Raw genomic sequence first — 24,900 nt, 5'->3', positions numbered from 1 at the left:
CTGGATAGAGTACTCGGCTACGAACCGAGCGGTCACAGGTTCGAATCCTGTCGAGTGCACCAAACACCAAAAAGCCTGCGTTAAACGCGGGCTTTTTGCTGTCTGCGATTCAGGTTTTTACACATCCTTTCTCATCGAATACCACCTCTGCACTACGACCCTTCTTGGTTTTGTAGGTATACCGCGTGCTCGAATTCCGCACCTTGACCGTGTCGGGCTTGCCAAGCGCGCTCTCCACGTCCTGCTGGCTCATGCCAGCGATGATCCGTTGGTTGATGATGGCTTCGCGACGCTGGCCGGGGGTAATGAGGTTCCCGCAGCGGTCTTCGAGGCGACCGACGATGGTCGGTTCCTTGCGCCTGGTTTTGTTGCTGGATGTCTCACGGCTTTCGGCTTCGGGCAGCATCGGCTCGATGTAGCCTGGGCTGAACGAATGGATCGACTGTAGCGTCAGGGTTTCTCCCGGGCCGCAGCTCAAGGTCGTGAAGGTGATCTGCCCATCGATATCTTCGCAGCGATGCACAACGTGGTCAGCGGCCCAGAGAGGCAGGCAGGGCAGGGCGTAGAGCAAAAATAGACAGCGACATCCAGGCATCCTGGCGTCCTCCTTGACGGTGAACGGGCAAGGTTAGTCGCTGCATTTTTTCCGGGTAGTGTGTTTTCTTTTCAGAATAAGTCGTCGTAAATACAGAGGTTCAGCCTGTGTTCAGGTTTGTCTCGCAAGCGCTTGTTCTTGCCATGATTTTTTAACGTTTTACGGCGCCAAGCGGTGTATGATTGCGCCCGTCAGCCCCGCCGGGGCTTTGGAATATCTTCATGGACTTACCCAGTAGTTACTCAACAGCTTGTTTTGCCAATCATGAATTAACTGATTGATCCTTCCGGCGTGCTCCACTGCTGGGAGTGGAGTTCGCCTATGACTGAAATCGAAGTAAAAAAAACGCAGGAAAGCCTTCAGGATCGCCTCGCTCAAGTCGTTGAGCTGCTGCATCGCCAGCGGGTCGTGGAAGACCTGACGCATCGCCAGGAAGGTCCGCATCATGACCGGGTCGAGAACCTGGTCCACCGGCAGAACCTCGTCGAGTTGCAACGCAAGCTCGATGACCTGCACTCCGCCGACGTCGCCTACATTCTTGAAGCCTTGCCGCTGGAAGAGCGCCTGACGGTCTGGCAACTGGTCCAGGCTGATCGCGACGGCGACATCTTGCTTGAAGTGTCCGACTCGGTTCGTGAAACCCTGATCGCCGACATGGATGATCATGAGCTTCTCGCCGCGGCCAAGGAAATGGACGCCGACGAGCTCGCCGACCTTGCCCCCGAATTGCCCCGCGACGTTGTCCATGAGCTGATGGAAGCCCTCGATGGTCAGCAGCGCGAGCGTGTGCGTTCGGCGTTGTCCTACGACGAGGAGCAGGTCGGTGCGCTGATGGACTTCGAGATGGTGACGATCCGCGAGGACGTCAGCCTTGAAGTGGTCTTGCGTTACTTGCGTCGTCTCAAGGAGCTGCCGGGGCATACCGACAAACTCTTCGTCGTCGACTATGACGGCGTACTCAAGGGCGTACTACCCATCAAGCGTTTGCTGGTCAACGACCCGGAAAAGCAAGTGGCCGAGGTGATGGCCAGCGACCCTGTAAGCTTTCACCCTGACGAGAATGCCTACGATGCGGCGCAGGCGTTCGAGCGCTACGACTTGATTTCCGCGCCGGTGGTGGACAAGAACGGCAAGCTGATCGGCCGTCTCACCATCGACGAAATGGTTGACCTGATCCGTGAGGAAAGCGAAAGCGAAGTCCTCAGCATGGCGGGTCTGCGGGAGGAAGAAGATATTTTTGCTTCTGTCTGGAAATCCCTGCGTAACCGCTGGGCCTGGCTGGCGATCAATCTGATCACCGCGTTTGTCGCCTCCCGCGTCATCGGTCTGTTCGAGGGCTCCATCGAGAAGCTGGTAGCACTGGCGGCATTGATGCCTATCGTTGCCGGCATTGGCGGCAACTCCGGCAACCAGACCATTACCATGATCGTTCGGGCCATGGCGCTGGACCAGGTCAGTACGGGTAACACGTCGCGGTTGATGCGCAAGGAACTGGCGGTGGCGTTGATCAACGGCGTCATCTGGGGCGGCGTGATTGGTGTTGTGGCCTATCTGCTCTATGGAAGCTGGTCGCTGGGCGTGGTCATGACCGCCGCGATGACCCTCAACCTGTTGTTGGCGGCGTTGATGGGGGTTTTGATTCCCATGACCCTGGCTCGCCTGGGCCGCGACCCGGCGATGGGGGCCAGCGTGATGATCACCGCGATGACCGACAGCGGCGGGTTCTTTATCTTCCTGGGCTTGGCGACGATCTTCCTGCTCTGAATGACTTATCAAGAAGCCCGCCTCGCCGGCGGGCTTTTTTCTGGGCGATTGCTTTTCAAAGCGGCCAAATTTCGGGCAAAAAAAAGCCAGCACTAGGCTGGCTTTAATATCTTGGACGAGATCAGGACGCGTCTGCGGCCATTTCGGCGTCGTGGGCGATCAGCGAAACAAGGGCGTTCTGCTGACGATGGGAAAGTTGTCGGAAGCGTTGAAGCAACTCGCGCTCATGCAGCGAAAGCTCCGGGCTGTCCAGGCGCATGCTCAGCTCTTCGCCCAATGCACCTTCCTGAATCAGGCTTTGCTCCAGGCGCGCAATGATTTCGGAGTTCATGCTGCGGTGATGATTACGAGCCACCTCGGCAATGCGTTCGCGCATTCCGTCTGGCAGACGTACGACGAACTTGTCAGCCGTACGGCTGGAATAAATTGGCTTTGTCATTGGGCGCATATTTATTAACCGGTTAGTTCAGGGGAGCGGTTCTCGGGATTGGCCGCAGGATGTCGATAGGACAAGGCGCGCAGCCAAATGTTCAACCTGAATTGTCATGAGGCCCGCATCATGCCTCAAAATTGCCAGATCATTGGCGCCAATTCTGTGACAAATTCTGATCCGGGTAAAGGCGTTATGCCAGCACCTTTCATCAAAAAATGCGGACTGGTTTGAAAAAACCGTCAGGTTCCGCATTTGTGACCATTGCATCGTGTCGTTGTGCCATACCGTTGGGCGGATAACGGGTACGGAACAAGACGGCTGCTTTCCTTGTTACGTACAGGATAGTGGCAATTGGCCGATTTACTAGATCGACAAGCCTGGGACAGATGAGTGGCGGCTGGAGTCACGAGGGTTTGGTTGGCGCAAGAACCGGGCCGTACCATTTGCCTACACTTAATAGAGGCGGATGCATGACAAAGTCGGGGTTGACCGTTAACATGCTCGCCGTCCAACGCACCGCGTTTCTCGCGGTCGACCCATGTCTCAGTAGCTCAATTGGATAGAGCATCCCCCTCCTAAGGGGAAGGTTGGCAGTTCGAACCTGCCCTGGGACACCATTTCTGCCTCAATCTTCCTGATCCCCCTCCACGAATCCTTAACGGATCGCCATTTGTGGCCGATAACCCAATGAGGCCCCTTTCCAGACGTTCCGGCGTTCCGGAGTGGCTCGCGGTGGGTGTCGCGGTTGTCTATCATCTGCGCGCCTCGCCTGACTGCGGGGCGGTGTTGTGTTGTTTTTTTACCATTGAGCTCATTTTCTTATTTGCCTGGACATCCTCGATGCTGGCGTACCATCAAAAAAGTTTTCTGATCGTCGATGATTTCTCGGATTTCCGCAGTTCCGTCCGGTCCATGCTGCGTGAGCTGGGCGTCAAGGACGTGGACACCGCCGATACGGGTGAAGTGGCGCTACGCATGTGCTCGCAGAAGCGCTATGACTTTATTCTGCAGGATTATCACCTTGGCGACGGGCGCAAGAATGGCCAGCAGGTTCTTGAAGACCTGATGGTCGAGAAGCTGATCAGCCATGAAAGCGTCTTCCTCATGGTGACCGCCGAGACCAGCCAGGCGATGGTGCTCAGTGCCTTGGAGCATGAGCCCGATGCATACCTGACCAAACCCTTCAATCGCTCTGGCCTGGCCCAGCGGTTGGAGCGCCTTGAGCAACGCAAGACGCTGCTCAAGCCGATCCTGCAAGCCCTCGATCGTGGCAAGCCGATGGAAGTGCTCAATGCCTGTATCGCCTTGTGCAAGCAGGACCCGCGCTATGGGCCGCTTTGCCTGCGTTATCGGGCTGATGCGCTGCGCGACCTGAATCAGAATGAGCCCCTTGAGCGGTTGTACAACTCCATCATCGCGGATCGCCCGTTGCCGTGGGCGTACGCAGGGTTGGGTAAATTGCTCTTCAAGCGCGGGCAGATAGGCGAAGCCAAGGCTGTCTATGAAAAAGCCCTGAAAGTCTTTCCGATGATGCCGGCCTTGTACGACGGCATGGCCGATGTGCTGGTGGCTGAAGGCGACACCAAGCGGGCTCAGAATGTGCTGGAAGAAGCGGTGCGCCTGTCGCCCCTGGCGGTGCGCCGGCAAGCGTTGTTGGGCAAGTTGGCGATGACCAACGAGGATTACGACACCGCGTCAAAAGCCTATCGCCAAGCGGTGGGGCAGGGCGCCCAGTCGCGCTTCAAGGACCCGGAAACTAACCTTGGACTGGCCCATGCGTTGATCAGCAAAGGCAGCGAGAAAGGCCTGGATACCCGGACCCGCCTGGAGATCAACACGACGCTCAGCGCCGTGGCGAAGGAAAACCCCAGCGATCCGGGACTGCAGGTGCGGGCGCGCCTGATGAAAGCCACGAGCCTGTTGCTCAACGATGCCGAAACCGCCGAGAAGCTGACCGAGCAGGCCTTGCAGCGCCTCGACGGGATGGAGCAGTTCATGAGCGCCGAAGCCGCCTTGCTGGTGGCCAAGCAACTGCAAATGCTCGGCCAGACCAGCGCTGGCGAGTCGATGCTCAAGAACTGCGCGGAGATCTACGGTGATGATCCGACGGTCATGCAAGGCATCGCCAAGCTCACCGACGACCCGAACATTCTCAACCAGGGCAATGCCGCCGCCGAGCTGAACCGCGAAGGCGTGCGCGTCTACAAGACGGGCGCATTGCCCGAGGCACGGGAATTGTTCCGGCGGGCCCTGAAGATGCAACCGAAAAACATCAGTATTGCCCTGAACATGGCGCAATCCCTGCTGCATGGCACCGATACCAGTGTGGAATCGGAGCTGCTGCAGGAATGCCGCGCCTGCCTGAAACTGGTGGGCATGATGCCCGACACCGATGCGCGTCATGCGCGTTATCAAAAACTGCGAAGCAAGGCATTTGGCGATGAATGACAGCGAACAGGCACTCGATTTTTCCACGGTGATCGCGTCTACCGTGCACGACATGAAAAACTCCCTGACCTTGCTCATGCAGGCGCATACGCAATGGCTCGAGCGCATGCCGGAGCGCGAGCGGCAGACCTCGGAACAAGGCGTGATGGAGTTCGAGTTCGCCCACCTCAATGGTCTGTTGGTGCAATTGCTGGGACTCTACAAACTGGGCGTCAACCAGCTGCCATTGCATCCGGCGTATCACGAACTGGATGACTTCATCGAAGCGCAACTGGCCGGCCACCAGGACGTGTTTCGCAGTCGCGGGATCATGGCCACTTACGAAGTCGATCCGCTGAGCCCGCTGGGTTTCTTCGACCGTGAGCTGATTGCTTCGGTGCTCGATAACACGATCAACAACGCCATTCGCCATGCGCGGCAGGCGTTGCTGATCAGCGTGAGCGATGAGGCCGGGCAGCTTGTGTTGACCATCAATGATGATGGCGAAGGTTACCCGCCCGAGATGATCGAGCGTCAGGCCGAGTACGTGCAGGGCATCAACCACAGCAGCGGCAGCACCGGGCTGGGCCTGTATTTCGCCGCCAGGATCGCCGGGCTGCACCAGCGTGGCGGCTTGAGCGGGCGTACCGAGATTGCCAATGGTGGTGTGCTGGGCGGTGGGGTGTTCAGGCTTTATCTGCCCTGAGCCAATCTTCGGTCGGTACAGAGCCCTGTGGGAGCGAGCTTGCTCGCGATAGCGGTGTATCAGCTGCATCGATGCTGCTGACCTGACGCTATCGCGAGCAAGCTCGCTCCCACAGTGCGTTCTATGCCAGATGTTTATTGTCTCTGGGTGCTTGATATTCCGAACAGCCGGAGCCTATTTTGTACGGGTTGCCGTTCGCGGCTCGCACATAACAAGGATTGCGTCATGACGACCGATGGCCAGTGTTCACTCGCACAGCGATTGACGGGCATTGATGAGATTGAATGTGTCACGCCGGATTTGAATGGCGTGCCCAGGGGCAAGGTAATGAGCGCCGAAGGCTTCCTCGAGGGCCGGCGGTTGCAGATGGCGCGAGGTGTGCTGCTGCAATGCATCATGGGCGGTTATCCGCCATCGCGCTTTTATGGCAGCGATGACGGTGATCTGGCGCTGGTGCCCGATCCGCAGCAGATCCATCGCCTGCCTTGGAGCCATCCGCCCCGGGCCTTGGCGATTTGCGATGCCGACGAACTCAGCGGCGAAAGCTCGCCACTTTCGACGCGCGGCCAGCTCAAGGCTATCGTCGCTCGATATGCGGCCCTCGGGCTGGCGCCCGTCGTTGCGACGGAGCTGGAGTTCTTTGTGTTCGCGCCCAATGCGGACCCTACGCAGCCGTTCCGGCCTCCGGTGGGCCTGGACGGTCGTCGCGAAGACGGCCAGTCGGCGTTCAGCATCAGTTCCAATAACGGCTTGCGGCCGTTCTTCAATGAAGTCTATGAATGCATGGCGACGCTGGGGTTGCCGCGCGACACCTTCATGCATGAAATGGGCGTGAGCCAGTTCGAAATCAATCTGCTCCACGGCGATCCTGTGCTGCTGGCCGACCAGACATTCCTGTTCAAGCACTTGCTCAAGGAAGTGGCTCTCAAGCATGGTTTGATCGTGGTGTGCATGGCCAAGCCCCTGGCGCATACGCCGGGCAGTTCGATGCATATCCACCAAAGTGTCGTCGAGTTGGGCAGCGGACGTAATGTTTTCAGCGATGAGGCGGGCGAGCCGACAGCCGCGTTCAGGCATTTCATTGGTGGCCAGCAGGCCTGCATGGCGGACTTCACCGCGCTGTTCGCGCCGAACGTGAACTCCTACCATCGCCTGTGCCACCCGTTCGCGTCGCCAAACAATGCGTGCTGGTCCCATGACAATCGTTCCGCCGGGCTGCGCATTCCTGCCAGTTCACCAGAGGCCCGGCGTGTCGAGAACCGCTTGCCGGGGGCCGATGCCAACCCTTACCTGGCGATTGCCGCGAGTCTGGCGGCGGGGCTTTATGGGATCGAAAATCGCCTGGAACCGGGCGCCGCGATCCAAGGCGAGTTCGAGGTGCCGGACAATCTGTCTTTGCCATGTACCTTGCACGCTGCCCTTGAGCGTCTCAAGCGTAGTCATTTGGCGAAGGAACTGTTCGGGGCCGAGTTCATCGAAGGTTACATTGCGTCGAAGACTCTGGAACTGACCAGTTTCTTTGACGAGATCACGCCCTGGGAGCGGCGTGTACTGGCGGCCCAGGCATAACGAACCCGTTGCATCAGGGCTATCTTCAAGATAGCCCTCACTTACCTCAAGGAGCCGCTCGGAACGCCGATGCGCCAAATCTGGAAACCTTTTCGAGCGCTTTATTTTGCCTCGCTGATGATGCTCATCGGCTCGGGCCTCTTGAGTACTTACCTGGCGTTGCGCCTGGCTGCCGACCATGTCGACAGCCTGTGGGTCGGTGCGCTGATGGCCGCCAACTATTTCGGCCTGGTGCTGGGCGGCAAGATCGGTCATCGGCTGATCGCCCGTGTCGGGCATATTCGTGCTTATTCAGCGTGTGCCGGGATTGTCGGCGCGGCGGTGCTGGGCCACGGCCTGGTGGACTGGCTGCCGGCCTGGATCGTGCTGCGGATGATTGTTGGCCTGGGCATGATGTGCCAGTACATGGTCATTGAAAGCTGGCTCAACGAGCAGGCCGATGCGAAGCAGCGCGGCGTGGTGTTCAGCGGCTACATGATCGCCTCGTACCTGGGGCTGGTGCTGGGCCAGTTGATTCTGGTCATGCACCCGGCCCTTGGGCTGGAACTGCTGATGCTGGTGGCGTTGTGTTTTGCCCTGTGCCTGGTGCCCGTGGCGTTGACTCGACGGATTCACCCGGCGCCGCTGCATCCGGCGCCGATGGAGCCGCGCTTCTTTATCAAGCGCGTACCGCAGTCGCTGACCACCGTGCTGGGCTCCGGGCTGATCGTCGGTTCGTTCTATGGCTTGGCGCCGCTGTACGCCTCCCAGCAGGGGCTTTCCACCGAGCAGGTCGGTCTGTTCATGGGCTGCTGCATTTTTGCCGGCCTTTTGGTCCAGTGGCCGCTGGGCTGGCTGTCGGATCGTTATGACCGCGCACTCCTGATCCGATGCTTTGCACTGGCCCTGGCGATCTGTGCGTTGCCGTTGGCTATCTTGTCGCAGGTGCCGCTGGAAGTATTGTTCGTCGCGGGGTTCTGCTGTTCGCTGGTGCAGTTCTGCCTGTATCCGCTGGCGGTGGCGTTTTCCAACGACCATGTCGAAGGCGATCGCCGGGTGTCGCTGACGGCGATGCTACTGGTGACCTACGGCGTGGGCGCCAGTATCGGCCCGTTGGTGGCTGGTGTGCTGATGAAGCTGTACGGCAGCCAGATGCTCTATGGCTTCTTCGCCCTGTTTGCGTTGGTCCTGGTATGGCGGATCCGGCCGAAAGCGGTCACCAACCTGCACCAGGTCGACGACGCACCGCTGCACCACGTGGCCATGCCGGACAACATGACCAGCTCGCCACTCGTGGCGTGCCTCGATCCACGGGTAGATGAGCAGGTTGTCCAGGAACAGATGCAGGCGTCGCCCAATCCGGACGTCGAGCCGGAGCCGGAGCCTGAATTGGAGCCGGTCACCGAAGGCGCTGATGACCAACCGCCTCCCTCCGACTTCACCCAGGCCAGGCCTTGAGCCGGGCATAAAAAAACGGGCAGTCCCTACCAGGGATTGCCCGTTTTTTATTGCCCGCGAAAATCAGAAGTCGTCTTTATCGAACCGACGGGCTTCACGCTGCAACTGATACACGAAACGTTCGACTTGGCGCTGCACCAGGCCACTGATGTTGTGGAAGCGCACGCCAGCGAAGGTGGTGTTGATTCGCTCTTCAAAATGCAGGTAACGCAGTTCCACCGGTGCGGTCATGTTGCCGAATGGCAGGGCGGCGATGAACCGTTCATAAACCTGGCCCAGTTGCAGCCGTTCGGTGATGTCACCATCGAAGCGCAGCTTGCAGCCGGTGGCGGAGATATCCAGCAATTGGCCATTCACCGCTGATTTGAGCTTATCGCCACCCATCTCCACGCTCACCAGTTGCGCCAGTTTCAACGCAGCCCGAAAGGCGTTGCGACGTTGGTGATACACCACTTCTTCGGGCAGGGCGCCGCGGTAGCAGCGGCCGTCGTTGGAATCATCGATGGTCAACGGACCATTGCCTTCCCACGCGATACGCACGCCGTCATGGAAACCCTCGACACGAAACGGCTCGCCCGCCAGCAGGAAGCGCTCGCCGTCCCGGGGAATCATCTCGTCCAGAGCGATGGTGTTTTTCTCGCGATCAACGTCCACCAGGTAGCTCTGGAAGCGCTGGCTGCGCTCGTGGAAAGTAATGATCAGCGGATCATGACTGTCTTGCAGCATCCGCAGGTTGCCGGAGATTTCCAGGGGCGTGGTAAGGACCTTCGGTGGCTGCGGAGCATCTTCCGCGTTTGAGGCATTGAACACGGTGGGTCAATCTCCAAGCAAAATACGACTACATAGAGCCAGCATTTTGCCAGCATGTTTCGCGCGTTGATAGTGCGCAGTCATCGTTCGCGTCACGCCTGGCTGAGCGGACGGTGTTTGACCAGTTTCGCGGTCGATCCGCGAGCGTCGTACAGCGTCGGGATTTCCCCGCCATTGAGGATGCGCAACTGATTGGCGGTGGCGGCCTGTTGCATTTGGATGGATTGGCCGTTTCGAGCGTTGGCGGCCTGGCATTGGCTGAGCAGGTCGTTGAGCACTGCGCTTTGGGACAATAACTGATCGCCAACCGACGATTGGCTGGCCAATTGTTCGAGGCCGTTATTGTCTGCGGGCAGGTTGAGGCTGGCGAGAATCTCGCTGCGCTTGCGGCCATGCTGGTCGAGCAAAATGATCAATGCCTGTTTCTGCGCCAGAATATTTTCCAGCAGCGGCATGTCCCGGCCATGGAGTGCCAGGGCTTCGGTCTGCAACAGCTCCAGCAATTGTTGAGCGGGAGCGAAGTCGTCGGTGATCAGTTGCAACAAATTAGTGTCGTGCATGGCTGGCCTTGGGTCTTGAGCGTCCAAAAGCCTCGCGCCGGCGGACGGCCTAGCGCTGGGCTTCGAAGTTGAGCAGCTTGCTGGCTACACGGTTGCTGTCGACTTGATAGCTGCCATCGGCGATTGCTGCTTTCAACGCGGCCACGCGGGCGTTGTCGACGACAGGTTGATCGCGCAGCTTGTCAGTGACCTTCTGCAACTGCTGAGCCTCATTGCTGAGGTGTACCGACTCCCCATTGTTGACAGTGGCGGCCTGTTCGGCTGGCTTGGATTTGTCGGTTTCGACGGTTTCCTTGCTGGCGCTGGTACGCGCAGTACCTGTCACAGGTGAGGAGCTGTTTAAACGATTGAAATCGATGACCATGGTAAAAAACCTCTGGGTATTTGGACGCTTGCCATGTTTTCGGCCATCCCCAAAAAAACTTTAGGCTCATTTTTCAATGAACGAGCGCACGTCTGCGCTTGCCTTTGTACAAGGCACAGTCTAGGGAACACCGAGGTCAAGCGCCAGCCTGTCTACCCTCCTTACATGGCCACTTCCACCTGGCCAGGCGCTATCACTTGCGCCTTGATGACCCGTTGGGAGTTGAGGTTCTTCACACGAATCTGTTCGCGCATGCCGCCGTTGGACAGGGCCTCGCCCGGCATCCGCACGGCCAATGTGCCGCTGCGGGCGGTGATGACCACCTGGTCGCCCTTGCGAACCACTTCGGCCTGTTCCAGGTGCACGAGAGTAACGACCTGGTCGGCGACCATTGGTCGGACAAGTTTCTGCCCGATCGCCTGATCAACGGAGGTCAGGAAGCCCTGGGTGATCTGGCTGACGTCGCGTTCTCGCAACACCACATCCTGGGGCTCGACAATCCCGGCGCGCTTGAGCGGGCGAGTGGTGGTGACAATTTCACGAAACAGGCGCACTTGAGCGGGCACGAACACCGTCCAGGGCGCCGCGCTGTCGCAACGAACCTTCACCGTGACGCGGCCCAACGGCCTGGCCGGACTCTCCAGCGAGGCAGTCAATTCCTTGTCGCACATTGGCATCCGCAGGCGCGGGTCGAGCTGGTTGACTTCGATCTCGTAGCGACCTTCCGTTTGACTGGTTGCCAGATAGTCTTCTACGGTGAACTCAAGAAAGCCCTGAGTGACGCCGATAAGGAGATCAGGCAAGGTTACTTCAGCACCGACGGCAGGACCGCCAGAAGCGAGCAGGCAGGCAGCCAGCAGTGCACCGAGCCAGTGGCGGCAGTGAGTGGTCAGGCGTCGAGAAAATGTCGTTTGTGCGTTCATGCCGGTTCAATAGCAAGCCCCGTGCCGTTTAGTGATGAATGCGCGACGGACACATTAGCGTGATTAGGAGTCAGGGCATGGCGGGAGTGATGGATTCGGTAAACCAGCGCACACAGCTGGTGGGTCAGAATCGCCTGGAGCTGTTGTTGTTCCGTCTCGATGGCCAACAATTGTATGGAATTAACGTATTCAAGGTTCGCGAAGTGCTGCAATGCCCTAAGCTGACCCTGATGCCCAAGTCCAGTCCCGTCGTGTGCGGTGTGGCGAATATCCGGGGAGCGACGATCCCGATTCTCGATCTGGCGATGGCGACCGGTTCCGGGCGACTGCTGGATCAGAGCAATCCGTTTGTGATCATCACCGAGTACAACACCAAGACCCAAGGGTTCCTGGTGCGGTCGGTGGAGCGCATCGTCAACATGAACTGGGAAGAGATCCATCCGCCACCCAAGGGGACGGGTCGCGACCACTACCTCACGGCGGTGACGCGGGTCGACAACCAGTTGGTTGAAATCATCGACGTGGAGAAAATCCTCGCTGAAGTCGCGCCAACGCCGGAGACCATTTCCGTCGGCGTGGTGGATGCCGAGACGCAGCACAAGGCAGTTTCCCTGCGGGTGCTGACCGTCGATGATTCGTCGGTGGCACGCAAGCAGGTCACGCGTTGCCTGCAGACGGTCGGCGTCGAGGTGATCGCCTTGAACGACGGACGGCAAGCGCTGGATTACCTGCGCAAGCTGGTCGACGAGGGCAAGCGGCCGGAAGAGGAGTTCCTGATGATGATCTCCGACATCGAGATGCCGGAGATGGACGGGTACACGCTGACGTCGGAAATCCGCAGCGACCCGCGCATGCAGAAACTGCACATCATCTTGCATACTTCCTTGTCCGGGGTATTCAACCAGGCGATGGTCAAGAAAGTCGGCGCCGATGATTTCCTGGCCAAGTTCCGGCCCGATGACCTGGCTTCCCGGGTCGTCGAGCGAATCAAGACAGCAGGCTAAAGGTCGGGCGCGTTGTGCGTCCGGCAAGTAAACACAGTGAAAAGAGGCGGCATCTTGTCTACGGGTAATTTGGATTTCGAACAGTTCCGGGTCTTCCTGGAAAAAGCCTGTGGCATCTTGCTTGGTGAAAACAAGCAGTACCTGGTGTCGAGCCGTCTCAACAAATTGATGGAACAGCAAGGCATCAAGTCATTGGGCGAACTGGTCCAGCGTATCCAGAGCCAGCCGCGCAGTGGCTTGCGTGAGATGGTCGTGGATGCCATGACGACCAACGAAACCCTGTGGTTTCGTGATACCTATCCCTTTGAGGTTTTAAAGAACAAGGTGTTGCCGGCGGCCATCAAGGCCAGCCCGGGCCAACGCCTGCGGATCTGGTCGGCAGCGTGTTCGTCGGGGCAGGAACCCTATTCGCTGTCGATGTCCATCGATGAATTCGAGCGGACCAACCTCGGCCAACTGAAGGCGGGCGTGCAAATTGTCGCCACCGACCTGTCCGGGACCATGCTCAATAACTGCAAGACCGGCGAGTACGACAGCCTGGCCATTGGCCGTGGGTTGTCACCCGATCGCCTGCAGCGCTATTTCGACGCGAAAGGGCCGGGAAAATGGGTGGTCAAGGCGCCCATCAAGAGCCGTGTGGAGTTCCGTTCGTTCAACTTGCTGGATAGCTACGCCAGCCTGGGCAAGTTCGACATCGTGTTCTGCCGCAACGTACTGATCTACTTCTCCGCGGAAGTGAAGAAGGACATCCTGCTGCGTATCCACAGCACCCTGAAGCCGGGTGGTTATCTGTTCCTTGGCGCTTCCGAGGCGTTGAACGGCTTGCCGGATCATTACCAGATGGTCCAGTGCAGTCCGGGGATCATTTACCAGGCGAAGTGATTGGCTTGGGTTATAAAAATCGGGAGCCCCACGGGGCTCCCTTTTTTTGGCCTGCTGATATTCATTCGCCACCGTCCCCTGTGGGAGCGAGCTTGCTCGCGATAGCGGCGGCAGATTCGAAAACGCTGTCACTGACAGACCGCTATCGCGAGCAAGCTCGCTCCCACATTTTTGACCTCCTTTGCCAGATGAAAGCGGCAGAAAAGCGGCAGCCAGCGGAAACCGATTGCCGCTTTTCTGGCATTGCCGCGTTGCCGATCCCCGCAAAGCCCCGGTTTACGGGCTTTTTCAAAGTGGCACGGCGCTTGCTAAAACTCTCGTACGTACATTCTGGTCACCCAAAGGTTTCCGACATGAGCATCAGCTTCGATAAAGCGCTCGGTATCCACGAACAGGCCCTGAGCTTCCGCGCCCAGCGTGCCGAAGTCCTGGCCAACAACATCGCTAACGCCGACACCCCGAATTACAAGGCGCGCGACCTGGACTTCTCCAAGGTCCTCGCCGAGCAGAACGAAAAAGCCAAGAACGGCCACTTCGCCTTGAACATGACCAACAGCCGTCATATCGAAGCCGAAGGCGTGGGCAGCGGCGACGAGTCGCTGATGTACCGCACGCCGATGCAACCGTCGATCGACCAGAACACCGTGGACGCTCAACTGGAACAGTCCAACTACGCGGAAAACTCCGTGAACTTCCAGGCTAGCTTCACCCTGCTCAACAGTAAATTCAAAGGGCTGGTATCGGCCCTGCGTGGAGAGTAAGCCATGTCGATCGCGAGCGTTTTCAACATCGCCGGCAGTGCCATGAGTGCCCAGACCACTCGCCTGAACACCGTCGCCAGTAACATCGCCAACGCCGAGACCGTTTCGTCGAGCATCGACCAGACCTACCGCGCCCGTCATCCAGTGTTCGCCACCATGTTCCAGGGCGGCCAATCCACGGGCGGCGACTCGCTGTTCCAGGAGCAGGACGCGGCCGGGCAGGGCGTGCAGGTACTCGGCGTGGTCGAAGACCAGAGCAACCTCGAGGCCCGTTACGAGCCCAATCACCCGGCGGCCGACGCCAAGGGCTACGTCTACTACCCGAACGTCAACGTCGTTGAAGAAATGGCCGACATGATTTCCGCCAGTCGTTCTTTCCAGACCAACGCCGAAATGATGAACACCGCCAAAACCATGATGCAGAAGGTCCTGACCCTCGGTCAGTGATAAGGGGCGAGTCACATGAGCGTCACCAACACCACCGGCGGTTTGAGCCTTAACGAGATCCTCGCCAACTCTTCGGTCAAGACCACCACCACGACCGATGGCCTGGGCGCGGCAACCAGTGCGGCGACCGGCAAGAAAGAGCTGGGCAAGGATGCGTTCCTGCAATTGCTCGTGACCCAGCTGAAGAACCAGAACCCGCTGGAGCCCCAGGACAACGGTGAATTCGTTGCCCAGCTGGCGCAGTTCAGCAGCCTGGAAGGCATCACCACGCTCAACCAGACCGTGAGTGGCATCGCCGGCAACTACAACTCGTCCCAGGCTTTGCAAGCGTCGTCCCTGGTCGGTCGCTCGGTGATCGCTCCCGGCGACAAGGCCGTGGTCGACACTTCCAAGAGCCTCAACGGCACGGTGGTGGTGCCTTCGGCCGTGTCTTCCCTGGCAGTCAAGATCGTGGACAAGGATGGCAAGACCGTCCGCACCATCGACCTGGGCAGCCAGAAAGCAGGCAACTCGGCCTTCATCTGGGATGGCAAGAACGATGCGGGTGCGACGGTTGAGTCGGGCACGTACACCTTCGCGGCCTCGACCACCATCGACGGCAAGGCTACGTCGCTGATCACCAACCTGCCGGCTACGGTCAGCAGTGTGACGATCAGCCAGACGGGCGGTGAGCTGATGCTCAACCTGGCCGGGCTGGGCAGCATTGCCCTGTCCAAAGTACAAACTATTGGTATGTAGAGCCGACTAACCGGCAAAAGGAGTCAACATGTCTTTCAACATCGGCCTTAGCGGTCTCTATGCAGCCAACAAACAGCTGGACGTGACCGGCAACAACATCGCCAACGTGGCGACCACCGGTTTCAAATCATCCCGCGCGGAATTCGAAGACGTCTACTCGGCCACCAAGCTGGGTTCGGGCAGCAAGACCGTCGGCAACGGCGTGCGCCTGGCCAACGTTTCCCAACAGTTCGGCCAGGGTGACGTGAACAACACCGGCAACGTGTTGGACATGGGCATTCAAGGCCAGGGCTTCTTTGTCCTGGATAACGACGGTTCGCTGAGCTACACCCGTGCCGGTACATTCAAGACCGACAAGGAAGGCTACGTCACCAACAGCGATGGCACTGCACGCCTGCAGGGCTACGGCGTGGACGCCAACGGCAAGATCCTCAACGGCATCCTGACCGACCTGCGCATCGACACCTCGAACCTGCCGCCACAAGCCACCAGCCTGGTTTCGTCGACGATCAACCTGAACTCGACGGCGACGCCGATTACCGTTGCGTTCAACCCGGCCGATACCGCTACTTTCACCAAGCAGTTCACCACGCCGATCTACGACACCCAGGGTAACCAGCACTCGATGGACCAGTACATGGTCAAGACTGCCGGCAATACCTGGAACGTTTATACCTTGATCGATGGTCGCAACCTGAACGGCAGCCTGCCGACCACGACCGGTGCGACTGCGCCAGTCCCTTCGACCATGAACTTCGACTCGAGCGGCAAGCTGACCTCGGTCACCACTCCGCCAGCGACGGTCAACAGCGATCTGGTACTGACCGGCTGGATTCCCGGCACCGTGACCAACGGAACCTGGACCCCCAACGGCGCCGCCAGCGCCCCGACCATCACCATTTCCATGGGCAACACCACCCAGTTCAACGCCGACACCGCGCGGTCGATTCCGACCCAGAACGGTTACGCCACTGGCCAGATCACCAACCTGACCATCGATGGCAGCGGCGTGATGCTCGCCAACTTCAGCAACAACCAGACCAAGCCGATCGGTCAGATCGCCCTGGCCAGCTTCACCAACGAGCAAGGCCTGCAGCCAGTAGGCGGCACCAGCTGGAAGGAAACTTTCGCCTCGGGTATCCCGGGCTACGACGCTCCGCAAACCGGCACCCTGGGTTCGATCGTCTCCAACTCTCTGGAAGAGTCCAACGTCAACCTGACCAACGAACTGGTCGAGCTGATCAAGGCGCAAAGCAACTACCAGGCGAACGCCAAGACCATCTCCACCCAGAGCACCATCATGCAGACCATCATTCAGATGACCTGATATCGATGGTTGCTTGAAGCTGCACAAGGAGCCCCTCGAAAGAGGGGCTTTTTTATGAGCTTCAGTTTTGTATTGCCTGGACCGGCCTCATCGCGAGCAAGCTCGCTCCCACACTGGATTTTCGGCGTTCACAAATCCTTGTGGGAGCGAGCTTGCTCGCGATGGGGCCGGCACAGGCGCCGACTTTCCTCCAGACAAAAGAAAGCCCCCGATAAACCAATGGCCTATCGGGGGCTTCTTTCAGCGGGCGCCTTTACGCGCCCGCCCGCTCAGCTTATTGGCAAGCTTCGCAATCCGGCTCGTCGATCGCGCAGGCTTTTGGCACTGGCGCAGGACCTGCTGGAGCAGCCAGGACCGAGTCGTCACCGTGGTTGCCGCCGCTGGAAACCGCGTTCAGCTTGCCGGTGTTGATGGTCGACTTCTCGGTGCTGGTGGCGGCCAGGGCACGGAGGTAGTAGGTGGTTTTCAGGCCACGGTACCAAGCCATGCGGTAGGTCACGTCCAGCTTCTTGCCCGAGGCGCCGGCGATGTACAGGTTCAGCGACTGAGCCTGGTCGATCCACTTCTGGCGACGGCTGGCGGCGTCGACGATCCACTTGGTGTCCACTTCGAACGCGGTGGCGTAGAGCTCCTTGAGTTCTTGCGGGATGCGCTCGATCTGCTGCACCGAACCGTCGTAGTACTTCAGGTCGTTGATCATGACCGAGTCCCACAGGCCGCGGGCCTTGAGGTCGCGGACCAGGTACGGGTTGATCACGGTGAATTCGCCCGACAGGTTCGATTTCACGTACAGGTTCTGGTAGGTCGGTTCGATCGACTGCGACACGCCAGTGATGTTGGCGATGGTGGCGGTCGGTGCGATGGCCATGATGTTCGAGTTGCGGATGCCTTTCTGCACACGGGCACGAACCGGTGCCCAGTCCAGGGTTTCCTTCAGGTCGACGTCGATGTACTTCTCGCCGCGCTGGGCGATCAGGATCTGTTGCGAGTCCAGCGGCAGGACGCCTTTGGACCACAGCGAACCCTGGAACGTCTCGTAGGCGCCGCGCTCGTCGGCCAGGTCGCAGGAAGCCTGGATGGCGTAGTAGCTGACCGCTTCCATGGACTTGTCGGCGAACTCGACCGCAGCGTCCGAACCGTACGGGATGTGCTGCAGGTACAGCGCATCCTGGAAGCCCATGATGCCCAGGCCGACCGGACGGTGCTTGAAGTTCGAGTTCTTCGCTTGCGGCACCGAGTAGTAGTTGATGTCGATCACGTTGTCGAGCATGCGCACGGCGGTGTTGACGGTGCGTTGCAGCTTGGCGGTGTCCAGCTTGCCGTCGACGATGTGGTTCGGCAGGTTGATCGAGCCCAGGTTGCAGACGGCGATCTCGTCCTTGTTGGTGTTCAAGGTGATCTCGGTGCATAGGTTCGAGCTGTGGACCACGCCCACGTGCTGCTGCGGGCTGCGCAGGTTGCACGGGTCCTTGAAGGTCAGCCATGGGTGGCCGGTTTCGAACAGCATCGACAGCATCTTGCGCCACAGGTCTTTGGCCTGGACGACTTTGAACAGCTTGATCTTGTTGTACTCGGTCAGGGCTTCGTAGTACTCGTAGCGCTCTTCGAAGGCCTTGCCGGTCAGGTCGTGCAGGTCCGGCACTTCGGACGGCGAGAACAGGGTCCACTTGCCGTCATCGAAGACGCGCTTCATGAACAGGTCAGGGATCCAGTTGGCAGTGTTCATGTCGTGGGTACGACGACGGTCATCACCAGTATTCTTGCGCAGCTCGATGAACTCTTCGATGTCCATGTGCCAGGTTTCCAGGTAGGCACAGACCGCGCCCTTGCGCTTGCCGCCCTGGTTGACCGCAACGGCGGTGTCGTTGACCACTTTGAGGAACGGCACGACGCCCTGGGATTTGCCGTTGGTGCCCTTGATGTACGAGCCCAACGCGCGAACCGGGGTCCAGTCGTTGCCCAGGCCACCGGCGAATTTCGACAGCATGGCGTTGTCGTGGATCGCGCCGTAGATGCCCGACAGGTCGTCCGGCACGGTGGTCAGGTAGCAACTCGACAGCTGTGGACGCAGGGTGCCGGCGTTGAACAGGGTTGGAGTCGAGGCCATGTAGTCGAAGGACGACAACAGGTTGTAGAACTCGATCGCACGGTCTTCACGCTGCTTCTCTTCGATCGCCAGGCCCATGGCCACGCGCATGAAGAAGACCTGCGGCAGTTCGAAGCGCACGCCATCCTTGTGGATGAAGTAACGGTCGTACAGGGTCTGCAGGCCCAGGTAGGTGAACTGCTGGTCGCGCTCGTGGTTGATCGCCTTGCCGAGTTTTTCCAGGTCGAACTCGGCCAGGACCGGGTTCAGCAATTCGTATTCGATGCCCTTGGCGACGTAGGCCGGCAGGGCCTTGGCGTACAGGTCGGCCATTTCGTGGTGGGTCGCGCTCTCGGCGACTTCCAGGAAGCTCAGGCCTTCGGCGCGCAGGGTGTCCATCAGCAGGCGAGCGGTCACGAACGAGTAGTTCGGCTCGCGCTCCACGAGGGTCCGCGCGGTCATAACAAGGGCGGTGTTGACGTCCTTGAGGGCGACGCCGTCATAGAGGTTCTTCAGGGTTTCGCGCTGGATCAGGTCGCCATCGACTTCTTCCAGGCCTTCGCAGGCCTCGGTGACGATGGTGTTCAGGCGGCCCATGTCCAGCGGCGCGAGGCTGCCGTCGGCGCGTGCGATGCGGATCGAAGGGTGGGCCTGGACCGGTGCGTCGGCCGGCGTGCGGGTGGCGCGTTCCTTGGCGCGGGAGTCACGGTAGATCACGTAGTCGCGAGCCACTTTCTGCTCGCCGGCACGCATCAGGGCCAGTTCGACCTGGTCCTGGATTTCTTCGATGTGGATGGTGCCGCCCGAAGGCATGCGACGCTTGAAGGTCGCGGTGACCTGTTCGGTCAGGCGGGCCACGGTGTCGTGGATTCGCGACGAGGCGGCAGCGGTGCCGCCCTCAACTGCGAGGAACGCTTTGGTGATGGCGACGGTGATCTTGTCATCGGTGTAGGGAACGACAGTGCCGTTACGCTTGATCACGCGCAGCTGACCAGGCGCGGTGGCGGACAGATCCGGGCTCGAATCGGCGGCCAGCGGCGCGGTGCCCTGCGGGTTCTCGCGAGTTGTGTCGGTGTGCATGGGTGTCTCCACGTTCTCTATGTTTATTTGGGCACCATCACGGTGCCCACCGTTCCGTCCTGAAGCACTACAACCGACTGACGCCGGGCATAACAACTTCGGGACAGTAGGAGGCGGGCCACTGGCACCGCCTCCATCCGAAGTTCTTGGGTAACGGGCCTGGGCTCGAAACCTGGTTTGCTAAGGTGGCAGCAAAGAACTGCAACACCCGTACCGTTTCGGTCGTTTTCGACCTGGGAAACGGTTGCCATCCGCAGGGGCGGTCTGGACTTGGGAAACTACGGTGTTACAGGAGGACAGAGGCAAGAAAAGCGCTTGAATTCTCTATCCGACTTGTGTTTGGTTTTTGGCCTGAAACCCTACATGTAGGGTTTTTTGCGCGGCGGGCTACAAGATAATGCGTTTTCGGGCGTGAATCAACGTGCTACCTGTGGATAAGCCTGTGCGTAATTTGTGTGCGAAACGTGGAACTGCTCTGTAGGCCGCGACCTAGCTGGAGCGAGCCTTTTTTCGATGTTTTTGACGACTCGAAAACAGCCTGAGGTTTTTTGCGGGCGCGGACGTTACCACACAAATCCAGCCCGACCGAACGCATTTGTCCGCTTGTTTTCTGCGCAGGTGGCGTTTATACAATCGGCCGGTGCATGGGCGTGTTTATCCTCCTCTTCCGATATGACAAAAGATGGAGGGGCGGTAGTCATTGTGGGAGCGAGCTTGCTCGCGATAGCGGATTCACATCCACATTTTTGTCGGCTGATACACCGCCATCGCGAGCAAGCTCGCTCCCACAGGGTTCGCGTTTTCCTTTATACCCACAAAAAGAAGAGGCCCCCCAGTGGAACAAGAAGCCTGGCAGATTTTGATCGTCGAGGATGACCAGCGTCTCGCCGAGCTGACCCGCGAATATCTGGAAAGCAACGGCCTGCGCGTCGCCATCGAAGGCAACGGCGCGGTGGCGGCGCAGCGGATCATCGATGAGCAGCCGGACTTGGTCATTCTCGACCTGATGCTGCCCGGCGAAGACGGCCTGAGCATCTGCCGCAAAGTGCGCGAGCGCTACGACGGACCGATTCTGATGCTGACGGCGCGAACCGACGACAGCGACCAGATCCAGGGCTTGGACCTGGGAGCTGACGATTATGTCTGCAAGCCCGTGCGCCCACGCCTGCTGCTGGCGCGCGTCCAGGCCCTGCTGCGGCGCAGCGAACCGGAACCTGCCGTGCCGCCGAAGCAGAGGCGCTTGGAGTTCGGTCCGTTGGTGGTGGACGACGCCTTGCGCGAAGCCTGGCTGCAGGGCAACGGCATCGAGCTGACCAGCGCCGAATTCGATTTGCTCTGGCTGCTGGTCTCCAATGCCGGGCGCATCCTGTCCCGCGAGGAGATTTTCACCGCCCTGCGCGGCATCGGCTACGACGGCCAGGACCGCTCCATCGACGTGCGCATCTCGCGCATCCGTCCCAAGATCGGCGATGACCCCGACCACCCACGCTTGATCAAGACCATCCGCAGCAAAGGCTACCTGTTCGTCCCCGAAGCTTGCGTAGACGCCGCTCCGTGAACTCGATCTTCCTGCGCATCTACGGCGGCATGTGCGCAGCGCTGGTGTTGGTGGCGGTGCTTGGCGTGCTGGCGTTGCACCAACTCAACCAGACGCGCGGCGAGCAATACCGCGAGCGCCTGGCCCACGGCACGTTTTCCTTGATGGCCGATAATTTGCGGCCGATGAATGACACCGAGCGCCGTCGCGCCCTGGCGGTGTGGGCGCGCCTGCTGGGCATCCCGTTGGAACTGCAGGTGCTCAGCCAGGCGGACCTCGACCTGGGCCAGCGCACCCGCGTCCTGCGTGGGCAGGTCCTGGTGGAGCAGACCGGGCCCCATGCGGCGAAGGTCTATCGGCTGGTCAGCGATGGCGAGCAACTCACGCTGGTCGGCGAAGTTCGCCAGATCAGCGAGCAACTGGCCCGGGCGACGATCTACCTGCTGGCCGATGAGTTGGTGCGTTACCCGGTGGCCGAGCAGCCCGAACGGCTGGCGCAACTCAAGCGCGACAAAGGTTTCGGTTTCGACCTGAGCTTGATGACCGCCGATAAGGCGGACATGGACGAAGACCAGCGTCGACGCGTATCCGAGGGCGATACGGTGATGGCGCTGGGCAAGGGCGGCGACTCTATTCGCGTGTTTGCCGGTATGGTCGGCACGCCGTGGGTCCTGGAAATCGGCCCGCTGTACCAGATGAATCCGTATCCGCCCGAATGGCTGGTGCTTATCGCGGCGTTGGGGTTGAGCCTGATCGGCTTGATCGTCTACTTGCTGGTGCGCCAATTGGAACGACGTCTGCGCGGCCTGGAATCAGCCGCCACCCAGATCGCCCAGGGCAGCCTGGAAACCCGCGTGCCGGCGCGCGGTGCCGACTCGGTGGGACGGCTGGCCGCGGCGTTCAATGGCATGGCCGAGCATCTCCAGCAATTGCTGGCGATCCAGCGGGAGCTGGTGCGCGCGGTGTCCCACGAGCTGCGCACGCCAGTGGCGCGCCTGCGTTTCGGCCTGGAAATGCTCGGCAGCGCCAGCACGCCCCAGGCTCGTGACAAGTACCTGGCCGGCATGGACCACGACATCGAAGACCTCGACCGGCTGGTGGATGAAATGCTGACGTATGCGCGTCTGGAGCAGGGATCACCGGCGTTGAATTTCCAGCGGTTGGACCTGGACGCGTTGGTCAACCAAGTCATCGAAGAATTGGGACCGCTGCGCGCCGGGGTTACCGTGGAGCGTGGCCTATGCCTGTCCGCCGCTGATTGCGATGATGCCTGGGTCGAGGCCGAGCCGAGATTCCTGCATCGCGCCCTACAGAACCTGGTGGGCAATGCGATGCGCCACGCCAAGTCGCGGGTGACGGTGAGTTATCAGGTGGGCCAGTTGCGTTGCCGGATCGATGTCGAGGATGACGGACCGGGGGTGCCGGAGGCGGCATGGGAGCGAGTCTTCAAGCCGTTCCTGCGCCTGGACGACAGCCGCGCGCGCGCCTCGGGAGGTCATGGGTTGGGGCTGTCGATCGTGCGGCGGATTATCCATTGGCATGACGGCCGCGCTCTGATCAGCAAGAGCAAAAGCCTGGGCGGGGCGTGTTTCAGCTTGAGTTGGCCGCGGCATCAGGATCGGTCTTGAAAGGTGCAGCGCCTGGGCCGGCCTCTTCGCGAGCAGGCTCGCTCCCACAAGTTGGACGCATTCCAATGTGGGAGCGAGCCTGCTCCGGGCGGCGATCCGACGAAGAGGCCTAGACAGGCACTAGAGATCTCAGGCCTCGATCCCCACCAGGCTCAGCAATTGCCCATCCTTCACCCCGAATTGCGCATGCAATTCACTGCCATGACGCCACTCGGGCGACAGGTCGGTCAGCAGCCGCAGGTGCACCTGCCCGCCGTGGGACCATTCCAGCACCTCGGCATGTTCGAAATAAAAGCGCTGCCCGACGATCGGGTACAGCGCTTTGAACAGGCTTTCCTTGACCGAGAAGGTCAACGTCACCAGTAGCGCCCGGTCATCCCGCGAGAGGGGCGCCATGCGCAGCAGCTCGGCGGGGGTGAGGATTTCCCCGGCCAGGCGCTCGGCGCGTTCGGGGTCGAGGAGGTTTTCAAGGTCCATGCCGAGGCCTTGCCATCGTTGTTTCTGCGCGACGATGGCGGCTGCCCGGCCGGTGCTGTGGGTAATCGAACCGCTGATATGAGCAGGCCAGACAGGTGCACGGTCTTCGCCGATGGCAGGAATACAGGCGATCCCATCAAGCCGATGCAAGGCCGCCCGGGCGCAGATCCGTCCGGCGAGGAATTCCGCCTGACGCTTGGCCACCGAGCGCTGGATGCTCGCCGGCTGTTCGACGGCGCTGTTGGGGAAATCAGCCGCGACGAGCAGCAGCGGGTCGAAGCGCGTGCTGAGCAGCACCGTATCGGGCAAGGCGTCGGGCAGCAGCCAATGTTCATCCAGAGGGGAGCAGCAGGCGGGCAGGGCGGGAAGTGGGTTCATGCCGGGCATTTTGCCGGGTTGGCTTGAGGCTGGGTAGTGGGGAGACGCTTGAGCGGGATGGCTTTTGTGGCGAGGGAGCTTGCTCCCGCTGGGCCGGTCAGCGGCCCCAGGATTTTGCGGTTGCTGCGCAACCGAGCGGGAGCAAGCTCCCTCGCCACAGGAACGGTAAGGATCAGAAGATCTTCTTGAAGAACTTCTGCATGTCCGCCCATGACTTCTGATCGGCTTCCTTGTTGTAGCCAATGTCCGGCCCGCCATGTTCGCCGTGGCTCAAACGGTCGGCGTCAGGGTTGCTGAAGCCGTGCTTGGCGCCTTCGAGGCTGACGAATTTGTAGTCGGCGCCGGCCTTGTCCATCTCGCTCTTGAACGCGGTGACGTTGTCTTCGGTGACCATGCTGTCCAGCGCGCCGTGCTCCACGAGGATCTTGGCCTTGACGCTGCCAGGGGTGGCCGGCGTGTTGGTGACCAGGGCACCGTGGAAACTCACCACGCCAGCCAGTGGCACGCCTTGGCGCGCTGCGTCCAGCACCACCTTGCCACCGAAGCAGTAGCCGATGGCGGCGAGTTTGTCCGGATCGGTCTGGGGTTGTTTCTTCAGGAGGTCGAGCCCGGCCTGGAAGCGTGCGCTGGCCGCCTGGCTGTCCTTGAGCGCTGCCTGCATGAACGCCATGGCGTCCTTGGGATGCTCGGTGTTCTTGCCGTCGCCATACATGTCGATGGCCAGGGCGCTGTAGCCAAGACCGGCGAGGTCACGGGCGCGGCGCTTGGAATAATCGTTCAGTCCCCACCACTCATGCACCACCACCACGCCTGGGCGCGGGCCCTTGACCGCATCGTCGTAGGCGTAATAGCCGATCAGCTTCGTGCCGTCGGCACTGGTGTAGGGAATCTCCTGGGTCTGGATGGCGGCGTGACTGGCGCCGCTCAAGGCCAGAAGTACAACAGCAAGCAACCTGCGCATGATCGA

At 60.1% G+C, this 24,900-nt stretch carries 21 protein-coding genes, 1 tRNA gene and 1 pseudogene; 14 read left to right on the top strand and 9 right to left on the bottom strand.

The genetic code is table 11. The features are described 5' to 3' along the window. Positions 1 to 84 precede the first annotated feature (84 nt). A pseudogene (locus FHK92_RS13920) lies at positions 85 to 595 on the bottom strand (cell envelope protein SmpA); the annotation flags it as partial. 321 nt (positions 596 to 916) lie between these two features. On the opposite strand from FHK92_RS13920, the gene mgtE reads away from it, so the two are divergent. Then, positions 917 to 2,359 (top strand): magnesium transporter, encoded by a 1,443-nt coding sequence (mgtE, locus tag FHK92_RS13915; RefSeq protein ID WP_030142446.1) that lies wholly within the window; start codon positions 917 to 919, stop codon positions 2,357 to 2,359. Positions 2,360 to 2,480: 121 nt separating this feature from the next. Here mgtE and FHK92_RS13910 read toward each other — a convergent pair whose 3' ends face one another. Beyond that, a complete protein-coding gene (locus FHK92_RS13910) occupies positions 2,481 to 2,807 on the bottom strand; it encodes an Arc family DNA-binding protein (RefSeq protein ID WP_030142445.1) in 327 nt (108 codons plus the stop codon). Between the two features lie 525 nt (positions 2,808 to 3,332). Here FHK92_RS13910 and FHK92_RS13905 point away from each other — a divergent pair. The 5 genes from FHK92_RS13905 to FHK92_RS13885 all read left to right on the top strand — a co-directional run bounded on the left by FHK92_RS13905 (position 3,333) and on the right by FHK92_RS13885 (position 8,931). Beyond that, positions 3,333 to 3,409, top strand: a tRNA-Arg gene (locus FHK92_RS13905). A 223-nt stretch (positions 3,410 to 3,632) separates the two neighbouring features. Next, positions 3,633 to 5,240: a tetratricopeptide repeat-containing response regulator gene (locus tag FHK92_RS13900; RefSeq protein ID WP_181288541.1), complete on the top strand. Its 1,608-nt coding sequence runs from the start codon at positions 3,633 to 3,635 to the stop codon at positions 5,238 to 5,240. Continuing rightward, positions 5,233 to 5,925: a sensor histidine kinase gene (locus tag FHK92_RS13895; protein ID WP_181288540.1), complete on the top strand. Its 693-nt coding sequence runs from the start codon at positions 5,233 to 5,235 to the stop codon at positions 5,923 to 5,925. The genes FHK92_RS13900 and FHK92_RS13895 overlap by 8 nt, the downstream gene beginning before the upstream one ends. Positions 5,926 to 6,252: 327 nt before the next feature. Then, on the top strand, positions 6,253 to 7,494 hold the full coding sequence (locus tag FHK92_RS13890) for a glutamine synthetase family protein (protein WP_181288732.1): 1,242 nt from the start codon (positions 6,253 to 6,255) through the stop codon (positions 7,492 to 7,494). Between the two features lie 69 nt (positions 7,495 to 7,563). Then, positions 7,564 to 8,931, top strand: a complete 1,368-nt coding sequence (locus FHK92_RS13885) for an MFS transporter (protein ID WP_181288539.1) — start codon at positions 7,564 to 7,566, stop codon at positions 8,929 to 8,931. A gap of 63 nt (positions 8,932 to 8,994) precedes the next feature. Here FHK92_RS13885 and FHK92_RS13880 read toward each other — a convergent pair whose 3' ends face one another. From FHK92_RS13880 to flgA, 4 genes are all read right to left on the bottom strand, one after another. After that, complete coding sequence (locus tag FHK92_RS13880) at positions 8,995 to 9,741, bottom strand: flagellar brake protein (protein WP_181288538.1); 747 nt, start codon at positions 9,739 to 9,741, stop codon at positions 8,995 to 8,997. Between the two features lie 92 nt (positions 9,742 to 9,833). Next, complete coding sequence (locus FHK92_RS13875) at positions 9,834 to 10,301, bottom strand: flagella synthesis protein FlgN (protein WP_181288537.1); 468 nt, start codon at positions 10,299 to 10,301, stop codon at positions 9,834 to 9,836. 49 nt (positions 10,302 to 10,350) lie between these two features. Continuing rightward, positions 10,351 to 10,665, bottom strand: a complete 315-nt coding sequence (flgM, locus tag FHK92_RS13870) for a flagellar biosynthesis anti-sigma factor FlgM (protein WP_181288536.1) — start codon at positions 10,663 to 10,665, stop codon at positions 10,351 to 10,353. Positions 10,666 to 10,826: 161 nt separating this feature from the next. Then, positions 10,827 to 11,588 (bottom strand): flagellar basal body P-ring formation chaperone FlgA, encoded by a 762-nt coding sequence (gene flgA, locus FHK92_RS13865; RefSeq protein ID WP_181288535.1) that lies wholly within the window; start codon positions 11,586 to 11,588, stop codon positions 10,827 to 10,829. A 77-nt stretch (positions 11,589 to 11,665) separates the two neighbouring features. Between flgA and FHK92_RS13860 the strand changes: the two genes are divergently transcribed. The 6 genes from FHK92_RS13860 to flgE all read left to right on the top strand — a co-directional run bounded on the left by FHK92_RS13860 (position 11,666) and on the right by flgE (position 16,747). Continuing rightward, the gene (locus FHK92_RS13860; protein ID WP_181288534.1) at positions 11,666 to 12,592 is read left to right on the top strand and encodes a chemotaxis protein CheV; all 927 of its coding nucleotides are present in this window, start codon (positions 11,666 to 11,668) and stop codon (positions 12,590 to 12,592) included. Between the two features lie 54 nt (positions 12,593 to 12,646). Beyond that, positions 12,647 to 13,474, top strand: coding sequence for a protein-glutamate O-methyltransferase CheR (gene cheR, locus FHK92_RS13855; RefSeq protein ID WP_181288533.1), 828 nt, complete (start codon positions 12,647 to 12,649; stop codon positions 13,472 to 13,474). A gap of 353 nt (positions 13,475 to 13,827) precedes the next feature. Further along, the gene (gene flgB / locus FHK92_RS13850; protein WP_181288532.1) at positions 13,828 to 14,235 is read left to right on the top strand and encodes a flagellar basal body rod protein FlgB; all 408 of its coding nucleotides are present in this window, start codon (positions 13,828 to 13,830) and stop codon (positions 14,233 to 14,235) included. A gap of 3 nt (positions 14,236 to 14,238) precedes the next feature. Beyond that, entirely contained in the window at positions 14,239 to 14,682 is a 444-nt protein-coding gene (gene flgC / locus FHK92_RS13845; RefSeq protein WP_030142433.1) for a flagellar basal body rod protein FlgC, read from the top strand. A gap of 15 nt (positions 14,683 to 14,697) precedes the next feature. After that, a complete protein-coding gene (gene flgD, locus FHK92_RS13840; protein ID WP_181288531.1) occupies positions 14,698 to 15,420 on the top strand; it encodes a flagellar hook assembly protein FlgD in 723 nt (240 codons plus the stop codon). Positions 15,421 to 15,448: 28 nt separating this feature from the next. Then, positions 15,449 to 16,747, top strand: coding sequence for a flagellar hook protein FlgE (gene flgE / locus FHK92_RS13835; RefSeq protein ID WP_181288530.1), 1,299 nt, complete (start codon positions 15,449 to 15,451; stop codon positions 16,745 to 16,747). Positions 16,748 to 17,021: 274 nt separating this feature from the next. Here flgE and FHK92_RS13830 read toward each other — a convergent pair whose 3' ends face one another. Further along, positions 17,022 to 19,913, bottom strand: a complete 2,892-nt coding sequence (locus FHK92_RS13830; protein ID WP_181288529.1) for a ribonucleoside-diphosphate reductase subunit alpha — start codon at positions 19,911 to 19,913, stop codon at positions 17,022 to 17,024. Positions 19,914 to 20,748: 835 nt separating this feature from the next. On the opposite strand from FHK92_RS13830, the gene FHK92_RS13825 reads away from it, so the two are divergent. Both FHK92_RS13825 and FHK92_RS13820 read left to right on the top strand, forming a co-directional pair. Further along, positions 20,749 to 21,471 (top strand): response regulator transcription factor, encoded by a 723-nt coding sequence (locus FHK92_RS13825; protein WP_181288528.1) that lies wholly within the window; start codon positions 20,749 to 20,751, stop codon positions 21,469 to 21,471. Then, entirely contained in the window at positions 21,468 to 23,078 is a 1,611-nt protein-coding gene (locus tag FHK92_RS13820; RefSeq protein WP_181288527.1) for an ATP-binding protein, read from the top strand. Before FHK92_RS13825 ends, FHK92_RS13820 begins: the two co-directional genes overlap by 4 nt. Before the next feature lie 129 nt (positions 23,079 to 23,207). Here the strand turns inward: FHK92_RS13820 and FHK92_RS13815 are convergent, their stop codons facing one another. Both FHK92_RS13815 and FHK92_RS13810 read right to left on the bottom strand, forming a co-directional pair. Continuing rightward, positions 23,208 to 23,933, bottom strand: coding sequence for a 4'-phosphopantetheinyl transferase family protein (locus tag FHK92_RS13815; RefSeq protein WP_219916049.1), 726 nt, complete (start codon positions 23,931 to 23,933; stop codon positions 23,208 to 23,210). Positions 23,934 to 24,105: 172 nt separating this feature from the next. Continuing rightward, positions 24,106 to 24,894 carry a dienelactone hydrolase family protein gene (locus FHK92_RS13810; RefSeq protein WP_181288525.1) on the bottom strand — a complete coding sequence of 263 codons (789 nt, stop codon included), beginning with the start codon at positions 24,892 to 24,894 and terminating at the stop codon, positions 24,106 to 24,108. Positions 24,895 to 24,900 lie beyond the last annotated feature (6 nt).

Origin of the sequence: Pseudomonas brassicacearum subsp. neoaurantiaca (genome assembly GCF_013608025.1) — a bacterium.
In the GTDB taxonomy this organism is placed as follows: Bacteria; Pseudomonadota; Gammaproteobacteria; order Pseudomonadales; family Pseudomonadaceae; genus Aquipseudomonas.
This window is presented reverse-complemented; position numbering and strand designations above follow the sequence as displayed.